Origin of the sequence: Microbacterium sp. R86528 (assembly GCF_044596335.1) — a bacterium.
Taxonomy (GTDB): domain Bacteria; phylum Actinomycetota; class Actinomycetes; order Actinomycetales; family Microbacteriaceae; genus Microbacterium; species Microbacterium marmarense.
In genome coordinates this window covers 2,913,868-2,926,444 of record NZ_CP138996.1, presented here as the reverse complement: position 1 = coordinate 2,926,444, position 12,577 = coordinate 2,913,868, and the positions used below count along the sequence as shown (strand labels likewise).

At 62.6% G+C, this 12,577-nt stretch carries 11 protein-coding genes and 2 pseudogenes; 3 read left to right on the top strand and 10 right to left on the bottom strand.

The genetic code is table 11. From position 1 onward, the window contains the following. Positions 1 to 35 precede the first annotated feature (35 nt). The 5 genes and pseudogenes from SJY18_RS13550 to SJY18_RS13530 all read right to left on the bottom strand — a co-directional run. Positions 36 to 629: pseudogene (locus tag SJY18_RS13550) on the bottom strand (restriction endonuclease); the annotation flags it as partial. Further along, positions 619 to 957: a hypothetical protein gene (locus tag SJY18_RS13545; RefSeq protein ID WP_396667942.1), complete on the bottom strand. Its 339-nt coding sequence runs from the start codon at positions 955 to 957 to the stop codon at positions 619 to 621. The gene SJY18_RS13545 and the pseudogene SJY18_RS13550, both read right to left, overlap by 11 nt. A 351-nt stretch (positions 958 to 1,308) precedes the next feature. Continuing rightward, positions 1,309 to 2,325, bottom strand: a complete 1,017-nt coding sequence (locus SJY18_RS13540) for a hypothetical protein (RefSeq protein ID WP_396667941.1) — start codon at positions 2,323 to 2,325, stop codon at positions 1,309 to 1,311. A 126-nt stretch (positions 2,326 to 2,451) separates the two neighbouring features. Then, a complete protein-coding gene (locus tag SJY18_RS13535) occupies positions 2,452 to 3,114 on the bottom strand; it encodes a metallophosphoesterase family protein (protein WP_396667940.1) in 663 nt (220 codons plus the stop codon). Further along, a complete protein-coding gene (locus tag SJY18_RS13530) occupies positions 3,111 to 3,878 on the bottom strand; it encodes a hypothetical protein (protein ID WP_396667939.1) in 768 nt (255 codons plus the stop codon). The genes SJY18_RS13535 and SJY18_RS13530 overlap by 4 nt, the downstream gene beginning before the upstream one ends. 272 nt (positions 3,879 to 4,150) lie before the next feature. Here SJY18_RS13530 and SJY18_RS13525 point away from each other — a divergent pair, with 272 nt between their 5' ends. Beyond that, the gene (locus SJY18_RS13525; protein WP_396667938.1) at positions 4,151 to 4,864 is read left to right on the top strand and encodes a hypothetical protein; all 714 of its coding nucleotides are present in this window, start codon (positions 4,151 to 4,153) and stop codon (positions 4,862 to 4,864) included. 181 nt (positions 4,865 to 5,045) lie between these two features. On the opposite strand, the gene SJY18_RS13520 is transcribed toward SJY18_RS13525, so the two are convergent. The 5 genes and pseudogenes from SJY18_RS13520 to SJY18_RS13500 form a co-directional block, all read right to left on the bottom strand. Beyond that, a complete protein-coding gene (locus SJY18_RS13520; protein WP_396667937.1) occupies positions 5,046 to 5,531 on the bottom strand; it encodes a hypothetical protein in 486 nt (161 codons plus the stop codon). A 167-nt stretch (positions 5,532 to 5,698) separates the two neighbouring features. After that, entirely contained in the window at positions 5,699 to 6,214 is a 516-nt protein-coding gene (locus SJY18_RS13515) for a DUF1643 domain-containing protein (RefSeq protein ID WP_396667936.1), read from the bottom strand. Continuing rightward, entirely contained in the window at positions 6,207 to 6,836 is a 630-nt protein-coding gene (locus tag SJY18_RS13510) for a GIY-YIG nuclease family protein (protein ID WP_396667935.1), read from the bottom strand. The genes SJY18_RS13515 and SJY18_RS13510 overlap by 8 nt, the downstream gene beginning before the upstream one ends. Positions 6,837 to 7,052: 216 nt before the next feature. Continuing rightward, on the bottom strand, positions 7,053 to 8,324 hold the full coding sequence (locus tag SJY18_RS13505; protein WP_396667934.1) for an ATP-dependent RecD-like DNA helicase: 1,272 nt from the start codon (positions 8,322 to 8,324) through the stop codon (positions 7,053 to 7,055). 88 nt (positions 8,325 to 8,412) lie between these two features. Beyond that, positions 8,413 to 8,799: pseudogene (locus SJY18_RS13500) on the bottom strand (relaxase domain-containing protein); the annotation flags it as partial. 386 nt (positions 8,800 to 9,185) lie between these two features. Between SJY18_RS13500 and SJY18_RS13495 the strand changes: the two are divergent. Beyond that, positions 9,186 to 10,166, top strand: a complete 981-nt coding sequence (locus tag SJY18_RS13495) for a nucleotidyltransferase domain-containing protein (protein ID WP_396667933.1) — start codon at positions 9,186 to 9,188, stop codon at positions 10,164 to 10,166. A gap of 185 nt (positions 10,167 to 10,351) precedes the next feature. Next, complete coding sequence (locus SJY18_RS13490; RefSeq protein WP_396667932.1) at positions 10,352 to 12,385, top strand: Eco57I restriction-modification methylase domain-containing protein; 2,034 nt, start codon at positions 10,352 to 10,354, stop codon at positions 12,383 to 12,385. The last annotated feature ends 192 nt before the right edge of the window (positions 12,386 to 12,577 follow it).

The window sequence follows — 12,577 nt, the reverse complement described above, 5'->3', positions numbered from 1 at the left end:
CCGAGGCGGCAACCGCCGCCGGCTGCTGTCACGCCTCAGCTGTACCGCTGCACGGCAGCCCGAATAGCATCGGCGTGCTCGTAAATCTGGTCGAGCGACGTGAGCGGGTGCCGGCTTTCGTTCTTCGCTTCATCGAGAAGGCCAAGGTATTTCAGCTTGCCGTTGAAGTGCAGTCGTGCGATTGGTTTGCGGTTGTTGTCGTCGAGGAGGACTGCGAAGTAGCTCTTTGCGTCGCGTTGCGTGATTCGCTGGGGTTTGACCCCTCCGCACGCGATGGCCTTCACTATCTGATAACCCTCGAGTTCTTCGAGCGTGGTTTCAATCTCTGTGTCTCGATCAAGGTCTTCGGTGACGACGGGCTCACTCGTGACTGCTTCACCATTTACCTGAGCGCTCGCTGCTCCCAGTGCGCTCTTGAGTCTGTCGTTCACACTCTCGGTAAGGAACTGCTTCGACGCTTTCGCTACGAGCGCGGTGAATTGTGCTCGAACTTTCTGTGTGAAAGCGCCTTCGTACACACGCCCAGTGAAAAACTTGATCCACTCATCCGATGGCTCTTTGAATTGAGCAGCAATCTCACGCTTGAGCGCCCCCAGATACTTGAGCTCCTCGGCGGCGCTAATGAGCGTCAGTGGCGTCGCCCGGCGCGCACAGAAGCGTGGGCGTCGAGGAAGGTTCGACCGCCGCGAGCAGAACGAGATCCGGCATCACCTTGTGGTGCGCGCCGTCAGTGTGCAGCGGCTGCTGGCCAGCACCGACCACGGCACTCAGAGATTGCGGATGCGCCTCGTCGGCATCGACGACCGGCAGGGTGCTCAGCACTGACTCCCCTCGCCGGATTGGAACCGGCCTCCAGCCGAGCGCGCTGGCATCCTGGAGAAGCGTCCGAATATCTGCTCGCAGCGTCGCCCAGTCGTTCTGGATTGCTTCGACGGCACTTTCTTCCAGGGAGATCATCGCCCCGAGTCTCCCACACGCTTCCTGCGACGGCGGACGGCGCGGATGGTCGAACGGCTGGCCCGTCCGGCGCGGGTACGCGGCGCCCGTTGAGAGATCCGTTTGCGGGCGTCGCACGATTCAGGTACGTAGGCGGGCAGGGCCGTGCGTTGGTCCATATCACCGTCGATGCGGTGGTTCTAGTCGAATCCATCCGCGATCGTCGGGTGACGGCACACGGATGCGGGAAAGCTGGACGACGAAGGAGGAACCGTGGCCACGATACGGAACCGGGTCGTCGAGCGCCAAGCAGAACCTGACGCGTCGGACTCGGCCTTGAGGTTGTGCATCGACGCGTGGTCGAGCACGGGGCTAGCGGTCGAAGATTCGTACCGTGACAGCGAAATCATCGAGGCTGGCCTCGCGCGCGAGGTCCCGCTCCAGGCCACGAGGGTTCCGCAAGATCCCCTTGTGATCAAAGACCAGACAGATCAGGTGCCGCACCCCGTCGAGGGCTGAGTAGCGATCACGATCGACGATGAGCTCTTCGCCAAGCTTTCGGTCCGGGAGGCTAGTGCGCGTGAACTTGAGTTCGATGGCGAGCTCGAACTCCGGAAGCAAAAAGTCAACGCGTGAAGATCCACCGGCGTACTGCGGGCTGACGACCTCCGGTCGCACATCTTCGAAGAAGATGCGGAGAAGGGACCGGAAAAGATCCTGGCTGTCGTACTCATCGTTCACCTCAATCGTGGCTCTCGAATCGTGTCGATGGGCGAGTTCGCGCTCAACCAAAAGCATCCGGTCGCCCAAGCTCTGAACGACTTCCACGGCGTCCATCTGGGCGTCAGCGAACGTGAGCCGCCCGACGGAATTCGCTGTGAGCAGATCGCCTCGAACGAACGCGGCAAGTGCGACAGCCAAAAGGCTCGCTTTCTCGCCCGTGGAGTTCTCGCACGCTTTGAAGTTCTTGTCGCCGAATGCGTTGACCTCATCTTTTCCACTCATGAAGAACGGCATATACCAGCCGTTCAGCGAGAACAGGCTCCGCATCTTGGGATGGCGCGCGAAGTCGCTTCCGTAGCGCCCTTCGATCATGGCATCAAGATCGTAGAGGCGGTCGTCACTAAACACCGCTGGCGCATCGCTACCGAACAGGTATCGGTACCGAGCCAAAATGGCCGGAAATCCGTAAGAAGCATTGTTCATGTTCCAGTGGACCCAGCGAGCGTCACGGATGAGGTTGGCGTGGTCGAAGAATCGCTTCAGCATTTCCTTCTCGCGAGCGATTGGATCGTCGTTCTGCGCCGAATTCGCGATAGAGAACACCTCGGCGCTCGCCTCGCCGCTTGTATCAGAAATCTCGGCGAGACCAATTGCTGCGATTGCCAAGGGCCGATCCTGCACGTCGTAAAAACTCTCGCATGAGTAGTGAATACAGAGGACGCGCTCTCCCTTCGCGAGGGCTCGTGTGATCTCCGCCGTGGCTTGCCTTACGTCGGTCAAGGTCGCTCCTGTTCAGATTGAAACTACTTCGCGGTTCGGAAAGACGACAATCGATAGAGGTGCCCCCGGAACGGCGCCACAGCCCGAATCGACGCAGACGAACTTTTCCGACATGAACGGCCTGCCGTCTCGTTGTACATAGTGCCCGGCGACGACGAGCTTCGGGAGTATCACCCGTGGTTCGAAGAGACTGGGGTGGCTTCCAAGCACGAGGTCTTTCCTCATACGGCTGGCAGGTTGCGTGGGATCGATGCCGGCGTGAGCGATGACAACCTCGGGCGTCTCCCAACACACATCGAGCTCGTTCAGAAACCGTCGATGGGTCGTCGGGAACGAATTACGCATCTGCGAGAAGGGCTCGTCCGAGACGTTGCTCCCGATGTAGCTGTTGAGGGTAGTCAGGCCGCCGTGAGCTAGCAGCGACGAAGGCGACGCGCCATTGAGGAAGTCCAGGAGGGCAAGGTCGTGATTGCCAAGGAGGAAGCTCGCTCGGTCTCCCAAGTCGGACTTCAGCTCTACGAGTAGGTCCAAGACTTCCCGGGAGTGCGCACCGCGATTGACGTAGTCACCCACAAAAATTAGGTCTGCAGGCCAGTCGCTGATCCAGTCGATCGCGCGTTCCAGGGAATGGATCTCCCCATGAATATCGCCGATGACAGCAAATTCTGATTTCAAAACGGTGGCACCGAAAGAGCGCTGTACTCGATCTCTCCTCCACCGAGAACGGTGGTGAACAGCGCAGCTAGATCGGGCGTGTTGGAGTTTGCGACTGCGTACGCGACGATCGACCGAAAGTCCGTCCGGATCGCAATGGGCAACACCCTCGCTAGGAGCCCTGACAAGACAGCGACGTCCGCCAAAGAGAATTCGGTGCGACGGCGCCACTTGAGCACTTTCGCGAGTCCGGGAACACTCATGCGCTCGGCTGCGATGTCGACGTCGAAGCATGCGGCTCCGCCTTCGATGGCGATGATGTAGATCGCGGTCCGGAGCGCATACAGTCCCAACCTGGCTAACCCTGACGCGTAGCGATCGGCGTCCTCCGCTCTCGGATTCACCGCGCCAGCAACGATTGACAATTGCCGCCAGATTGGTTCGTAAGATGCCGGCTCACGGTACTGGTCAAGCGCGGTTTGAAGAGCGCCCGTGGAGTCCGAAATCGTGACGCCGTCGGTTCGAAGATGAAGGACGAAGAGACTGCCTCGCTGGCCCATCGCTCCGAGATGCGAGGGCGTGTACTGCGTCACGTTGATCTCGCCCACCGCGTATGGGGCGGGCGAGTCGGCCACTAATTCCAGGACATCGACGTCGGAGCCAGCTTCATTACCTTTTCGCGCATGGCTTCCGTACAGCATCGCGGCGATTCTCCGCTCAGCAGTCGGCCGCAGCGCCGCTTCGACCTCCATGGCCGAGACCGACGGCATGAGGATACTGGACATGTTTGAAGACTAGCCGTGCCCGACGACAAAGCCGGAGCACGACATCGCGTAGCAGCCAAGCGCGCGTAGCTCAGTGGCGTGTGGCTCTACTCGCGACCCTGCCCTATGGGCCCGCGCTCAGCACTCCGACCCGACAAGCGACATTCACAACACACGCGATGCTCGATGGCCAGCCTCCTTGTGCTACGACCGCCGTCAGATCGCAGGATCTAGATCAGAATCGCGGTGGAGCCCGGGATCCTGGGCGCCCGCGCATCCGCCAAACTGGTGCTATGCCGACTGAACTCAACGACAGCCTCCCCTCGCATGAACCCGCTGAGGATGCGCTGGCCCTAGTCGTCGGCATTGGAATCGAAGCGATCCCAATCGTCGGCGGGATGCTTGGTCGTACATTCGACCATGCGCTCGCCACGCGGGATAAGGAGCGTCGCCACGCTTTCGACGTCAGCGTGGTGGCTGAGTTGCAGCGGGTGTCACAACTGCTCAATACGCCGGTGATAGTGGAGACAATCCTCTCCTCGGACGACTTCCTCGCGGCCCTTGCTCGTGCTCAGCGCATCGCTTCAGAGACCGGCAGCGTTAGTAAGCGGCATCGACTCGCCGCCTGTGTCGCTGAGGTTGGACCCTGGTCCAAGTTCGCATCCGCCGAGCTCGCCCAACACACCCTCCTCGTCGAGCGGCTTGACGACCTTCACGTCTGGCTACTGGCATACATCGCGCGCCAAGGCGGCAGCGTTATCGCGGGCAATGATCTGCCAAGCGACCCCGCGCCGATCGACTACGCGCTCGGCAGCGCCCTCGGAATCAATGGACCTGCGCCCGCGGTCGTTACTGACGCCGTGGAAGATCTACAGAGCCAGTTGCTAGTCAGCCTCTCGGCTAGCGCGTCGGGAGTCGACTCGATCACAATCTCTGACCGTGGTTCGCGGTTCGTCGACTTCCTAAGAGCCATCGATGCCGAGCAGAGCGATCCGCCCGCTATCTAGCGTCTCCCTCGTGTTCCGGCAGTAGAGGACTGCAGGAGCAGCTGCCGTCGGCGTTCACCTGTACGGCGTGGTTCGGGACGGTGAGTCATTCGCGCAACTCCGACGTTCACTTGCTAGCTCGATGGCGGGTCCCGTGTGACGCTGCCTCAAGTCGCTCGTGCAATCACATGGCATTAGCGCGTCAGATTTCGTTGACCCGACGGTGGGCGTCGCCTATCAGTGCCGCGAGCGCGTCGTCCGCCGCGCGCTTGCGCACGTCTGCGTCAGCGGGCGTAGCTGAGTCGGTGGAAATCGAGCGGCACAGCCTAATCAGCTCTTCTGCGTCGAGTACCAAGTGGCCGTCCTCGATTGGGCTGCCCACAAGCTGAAGCCGGAATGTAGCGCTGCGAGTCAGGGTCCGTTTGTCGTAAACGTCTCTGCGCGCTCGATCCCTCTGCTCGCCCTCAATCCCCTGGAACCTGCTCTTGGCACGGTCGTACTCGGATTGAATCAGCGTCGACACGGCTGAGGCGAGGGCAGTCGCCGCGTCGACGTAGTCCTCTCGGCGTCGATCGCGACGGGCCTCGTCCACTTGGCGAGCGCTGAGCCGACTCTGGAAAACGTAAACGAGTGTCGCACCGAGAAGGGTGCCGATCACTGCGACTAGGCTCGGGGCGACTTCGATCATCCCTGAAGTCTTCACCGTCGTACCGGCATGCGCCTCCAGGCGCGTCGAGACAGTCAGCACTTCGGGCGGCAAGCCGGCCCGACACGGCCGTATCTGAGTTCGCGGCCGCGGGCGAGGCTCGCGCGATCTACTCGTCCGGTGCGCAACCCAGAGCGCCGCCCGTCTCGCTACTGAACAGCCATGTATCGGGCCATGTTGAACGAGACAAGCGGCGTCCTGCCGGAACGGTAGAGCGGGTGCCAAGGGTTACCGGCCTTGGTGAGTTCGCCCAGCGAGACCCACTGGGTTCCAGCGGCGGTGGTCACCCCGACGATGTCACCGAGGAGCTCACGAAGGTACGGGCGTCTGTCGATGTTGTTCCCCCAGGCGGCCAGCAGCGTCGCACGCCCCTGGACGATCTGGGCGATCTGGCGCTCGTTCTCGGCCTTCAGGTCGGGACGGTGCTGGAGGTGCAGACCCTTCGGATCGGTGGAGATTTGCGGGTAGACGTTCAGCATGATCCAGCTGTCGAAGCCATTGGTAGCAGCGAACTTCGCGACCTGTGTAACGGTGTTGTCCAGTCCACCGGGCCTGGCCGTGCTCGGGTTGATCCCGAAGCACACGAGCGGGTTGGTACCGACGGTGCCGAGGACGAAGCGGGCCGACCCGTCGGCGGTGTGCTCATAGATCCACCGTTCAGTCACGGAGTGCTCCTTCTGGGCGCTCGGGTCGCCAGCGGGAGGCCTCGGTGGCCATGTCGGCGCGTGCACGGCTGAGGCGGGCGAGCTTGCCCGGGTTCTTGTCAAGGTTGATCGGCGGCGTAAAGCGCACGATCACAGCAGTCTCAACGTCGCCCAGTCGGACTGGCATGCCCGTTGGTGCTGGCCAGACCGCGAGCGTCAATCGGGCATGCATCCACTCGGAGAGCCGTGCGTCCCCGCCGTCGGCAAGAGCATAGTTCGCGAAACGTTCAGGCTTGACGAGGTTCCTCGGAACCGCGCGCAAACTGAGAACATCGCGGAGGAGTGCTGCGAACGAGCGGCGCACCGTGGAGCCGCCGGTGCGGGCCTTCGAGTTCGGGTTCGTGGCGAAGTGGCCGTTCAGATCGCGGGAGACTAAGCTCTCTTCGGCCTTGCCGACATAGAGCGGTTGATCCGGCGCCGGCGTGAGATCAAGGTCGCTCCAGGCCCGCTCGTCGCCGTAAATGGCGTACAGGCCCGGCGTACGGGGAACCCGCAACGAGGCATCCATGATCGCCCATCGCTCGCCGGTGAGTGCGTGGACGGCGGATGCGGCGAGGTCCGGCAAGGACGGCGTCGAAGTCACGCTCGTGACTTTACTGAGATCTGGCGACGTCGCCATACAACGCGAGGCCCGGATGCCTGAAAGAGCCGCCGCCACCGTGCTGAGCCGCCCGATCGAAAGCCGGTCGGTCAGCGGACCACGAGAGGAGTCATACGAGGGAGCCTGATGCCGGCCACTGCCACGCCCGAGTAGCCCGGACGAGCACTCGCCCGCTGAGCGCCCGTGAACCGAACGCCACTACAGCCCGATCCCACCTCCCGCACTCGGCGCGCCAACCACCGGCCCGTTCGCCATCGCCGCCGCATCCCGCACCCGCGCCGCCCGCCGCAACTCCGCCCGCGCCCCACGCACGGCATCCTGCATCGTCAGCTCCGGCGTGCCGCGCTGCATCGACTCGGCGAGACGCTCCCGGGCAGCATCATCCGTCCGCGCGACCACGATCGCAACATTCTGCACCCGCCCGCGAGTGAGACCCACGTACAGGCCCGCCGCGTCCACATCCGGCCCGACCACCGACGCATCGGCGGTGTCGCCCTGCACACCATGCACCGTCGACGCGTAGGCGAGCTGCAGGTGCTCGCGCGCGTACTCGGTGGACACTCCCCGCAGCTCGCCGCTATCGCCAATCGACACGAGGTCGACGTACTCGTCGCGGATGCCACGCACGATCCACTGCGCACGATTCTCGACACCCGTGAGCCGGTCGTTGCGGCGCGTTTGGACGGTGTCGCCGACGAGGATGCGCTGCTCCCCCATCCCCCACGCGACCACCCCGGCAACCAGCTCACCCTGATCAACTCGCCGCTGCTGGATCGCGTCGTTGATGACATCCGCCTCAGCGTTGGTGCCCGACACCAACGCCACCCGCTGCCCACGCGCGTGCCACTCAAAGTACGCGTCGATCATCCGCTCACGCGCCGCGTCGTGATGGTCGACCCGCTCGACGTGGCCGCGTTCCGCAAGCTCACCGGCAACGGCCATCGCATGATCGCGATCATGAGCCCCGCGCAGGCGCAGCGTGAGCGCCGCGTACTCGGGATCGCGGAACCGATGCACCGTGTCCAGCTCAACGGCGGCATTCGCATGCCGAATCGCCGACCCCATCGCACCGGAATGCCCGACCGGCAACGCCTGGTGCGGATCGCCGACGAACGCGAGCCCGACGTCCTGCTCGATCGCGAGGTCGACGAGCACGTTCGCGGTCTGCAGATCGACCATGCCCGCTTCGTCGACCACGATCCGATCGCGAGACCGCAACACGTACTGCGTCGGCCCGCCATACGCGACACCCGTGCTCGGGTCGATCTCCCCCACGCGTAGTCGCGTCCACACCTTCGCACCGACCTGATCGGAACCCCACCGGTATCCGTGATCTGAGAGCAGTGCATGGATGCTGGATGCCGCAGCCCCCACCTCGCGTGACGCCACCGAGGCCGCTTTCCTGGTCGGTGCGACGACGAGCATCCGCCGCCGTTGCGCCGAGAGCGCGGCGAACGCAACCCGCAACATCGTCGTCTTGCCGGTGCCCGCGGGGCCGGTGGCGGTGGATGTGCGGGTCGAGCGCCCGGGATCGGCGGTGCTGCAGCTCGACAACCTCGATGCGCGTGATCTCCTCGCGGATGAGCCCACCATGCCCGCGCCGCGCGTTGAGCTCGGTCTGCCACGTGAGCAGGATGCGTTCACGCAACCGGTCTTGCAGCGCCTCGAATTCCTCCGCGAGCTCGGGATGCAGCAGCGCCGCGATGCTATACGACTTCGGGTGGTTGAGCGTTCCGTCGAGCAGCAGGTCGGCGTCGGGGCTGAGTCGCTGGTGGCTTCGCTCCTCCCCCGTGATCGGGTCGTGCCCGGTGAGCCAGACACGAAGGCCGCCGGCCGTGAGTTGGTCGGTCGTGATGACGCCGTTGTCGACGATGAATCGAGAGACGGTGGAATCGGATGCTGCGCCATACCCCTCGAGCGCGTCGGCGCCCGTGTGGTGGGGCATGTGTGCGTCGCACGTGCCCTCGAGCGCGTACGAGATTGCCTGTCGAACGCCGTGGGATTCGACGCCCCTCTTCCACCGCTCGAGCCCTCCGCGCATGGCGCCAGAGTAGGCCAGGTTTTTGCGCTTATCCAGGTATTTTTGCGCGTTGCAGGCAACTGTAGCCAAGTGGTTTCAAGCGGCGTCGCCCACCATTGGTGCCTGCGTGCATTGCGGTTCATGGCGGGTCCTCTTGCGTTCATGGCGGTTCCAGCTCGGTTCTTTCATCTACTGCTACATGCGCTCGAGGCGAGGTCGCGCGTTCCGCCCTCAGACTTGAACGAATGCGAACCGCTGCGCGCAAAACCGCTAGGTTCGAGCAGACCGAAAAAAATATCTTGGGGGACCCCATGGTGAACGATATCTTCCAGACCCGAAGCGCGTACTCGCTTGAGCGGATCGACCAGCTGAAGCGGGCCATCAGCGGCCTCGCATCACCGATTCAGCTTCCCGCCCTCACGATCTTCACCGTTGGATCATACGGACGTCTCGAAGCGAGCGAGCACTCCGACATCGACCTGTTCTTCGTCTATGGGCATTCGGAGGACTCGAAGGAGCAGCGGCGCACCAACGAGTTGCGGCTATTCGGTCGGCTAATCGACGCGGTCGAAGAACTCGGGTTTCCGAAGCTTTCAAACGACGCTCAGTATCTGCAGTCACACGAGACGAAGAAGGTGCTCAAGCACCTCGGTAGCGCGATCGACGACTCACGCAACTACTTCACCACTCGAATGCTGCTGCTTCTCGAGTCGAAGCCCCTCTATGGCGATGAGAGCTATGAAGACGTAATGCGTGCGATGGTCGAGTCGTATTACCGAGACTTCCCTACGCATGAAGACAACTTCCGACCTTGGTTTCTCTTAAACGACATCATGCGCTTCTGGAAGACGCTGCTGCTGAACTACGAACACAAACGCAATCGCGGCGGCGACCCCGCAGATCCTAAGCCGCGCACAAAAAACTTCAAGCTCAAATACAGCAGGGCGACTACGTGCTTTGCGACGATTTGCGCGGTCGGCGCGGCACGCGGTTCCGTCGGCCAGGACGAATTGCTTGAGATCATGACAGCGACCCCGCGCGAACGATTGATGCGGGTCGCGACAGAGCGCCCGGAGCTGTCGAATGCGGTGGACAGCATCCTCGACGACTACGCGTGGTTCCTACAGCAGACAGCTCTGCCGACGGAGCAACTCGACGATCTGTTTCGCGACTCAGCGAGCAAGACCGCAATGTTCGAACGCGCAAGTCAGTACGGCGGCAAGTTGTACACTCTCGTCTCGCAGATCGACCAGATCTCGGAGGGAGCTCTCTTGCGGGCCCTGGTGGTGTAGTGGCGCGTTCAGTAGAGATTGCCTTTCTTCAGGAGTCGAGTATCTCGGGGGCGCTCGAACTATTCCGCAGGGTGCTCCAGCCAGCAAGTGTGTCGCTCCCCCACATCACACTCAGACACTCGAGCCGCTCGCGAAGTGCCATCTGGGCCGCGACAGCCGCCGGCACCACCCGCAGGGCGGAGATTGTGATCGAGGGGCCAGCCACCTTCGACGATGAGGGCGGCGAGCGTGGCATCCGGACGCTCGTCCTTGCCTGCAGCTCCGAAGACCTTGAGTTGGCGACCTACAAGCCAGATTTTCCCGCAAGCATTCCCCACATCACGCTCTACGATGGACCGCCGTCCGCTGTGGCGTCGGCTGCACTTCGATTGCTCACAGGCTTTCCATGGGGACTGAGACTCCACACGACGCTGAGCGTCCACGGCTCGTCACACGAAGCGCTTCTTCGGTCATCGGCGACCGATCGAGGGGGCATCGTAATGACGACGGCGGCCGATGCACTCCGTGGTTCGGTGTTCCTGGACCTAGGCCTCGGCGACATACCCATCGCGATGCTGACTGCGGATCAGCGGATCGCCGTAGTGGAAGCGATTGCTCGCGCCATTCATGTCGATGGGTCAGTTTCAGTCGCCAGCGCGCCAGCCACTTCGGGATTAACCCCGCTGACGACGGCTCCGGCCGGGCAACTCGCTTTCTGGAGCCCCGAGGAGGTGTGGTCAATTACAGGCGAAGGTCCACGTCATCGCCGCGCTGACCAACGCAAGAGAGGATCGTTCCCCACGCCCCCCGAGCTCGCCCGCGATGTAGCAGCCGCAGCCGCGAAGTACGCCAATCTTGACCCAAGCGATATGGTCGACTTCGGTGATCCGGCCGTGGGGAACGGAGTTCTGTACGCGGCGGCGCGGGAGGCGGTGGGCGGCGATCGCATCAACTCGGCACGGGTTGTAGAGATCGATGAGACGACTGCCAGGTCAACCAATCAACGTTGGCGTCGTTCTGGGATCAGTGTCTTGACTGGCGACTTTCTTGGAGTGCCCGCCGAGGAAGGAGCGTGGTCGCTCGTCCTCGCCAACCCCCCGTACCGACGCTCGCAAGACATCTCGCAGGATCTCTCGAACCTTCGGGGACAAATCGCATCCCGGCTCGGAATCAAGGTCACTGCGCGAGCTGATCTCTACGTCTACTTCGTGCTTCAGGCGGATGCCTGGATTCGGCAAGGGGGCGTAGCTGCGTGGATACTTCCGTCAGAGTTTCAGGTGACCGGCTACGGCGCGGCCCTCCGAAGCTATCTATCAACGAAGGTCGAGTTGTTGAGGCTCCACACCTACGACTCTCGTGACCCGCTGTTTGACAACGCGCTTGCCTCCACATGCGTAGTCATCTTGAGGAAGAATTCGCCATCACCCGGCAATCGGGTGATGGTCTCAACAGGTGGCACACTGTCGGCGCCGATAAGGGTCCGCGACGTCTCAACGAGGTCGCTGGCCCTCTCGCCGAGGTGGTCCTTCGCCGCGCTCGACCGCACCACGCACCCAGCGCCCGACCCTGGAGTCATTCGCCTTGGTGAGATCTTCACATTTCGTCGCGGGATCGCCACCGGAGCCAATTCTTACTTCGTGCTGAGCGACTCCCAGCTCGAGAAGATGGACGTACACAGGCAGTGGGTTCGTCCGCTCGCGCCTCGCGCCCGCGAGGTCAGAGGTGGGCGGATCGGGCGCGACATTGACGGAAATCCGATACCTGCCTCAGGCCGATGGCTCATCGACACACCTGCGACGATTGATGAGATTCGATCCCAGAGCCCCACTTTTGCTGAGTACCTGCAGCGCGTCGAGGCTGCCGTGGGTGACCGCTACCTGGTGGCCCGACGGCCATCATCGTTCAAGCAAGAGCCCCGCGAGCCCGCACCCTTTCTCTTCGTATACATGGCGAAGCGAGACGGGACAACACCTCGCTTTCTCATGAACGAAAGTCGCGCGATTCACCTCAACAACCTCATCGGTATGTACCCGAAGGAGTCGCTTTGGGAGAGGTTCGCAGACATGGAGGAAGTGTTCGCAGCGCTCCGCTCCATTGGCGTTGCGCAGCTCGAGCTCGCTGGCCGCAGCTATGGCAATGGCCTTCTAAAGCTGGAACCACGGGAGCTAACAGAGCTGCGGGTGGCCCCGGGTAAACAGAGTGGCTTCGGCGTCACGGAGACCCGCTCCACACGCATCTAGTTACCCCCTCTCGTGCGTATCGATCAGCCGCCTCCATTAATCGCTTCGTCTCGCGGTTGTGGCCGCCACGGGTGACCTCCCCGCACTCGGACCGGACGATCGCCCGGCGGACCATCAGTCACGTACAAGAGGCCCATCATGCGACCCATCCCGGACCATCTCACCCCGGGGTATCAGCCCCACTTAGGGCAG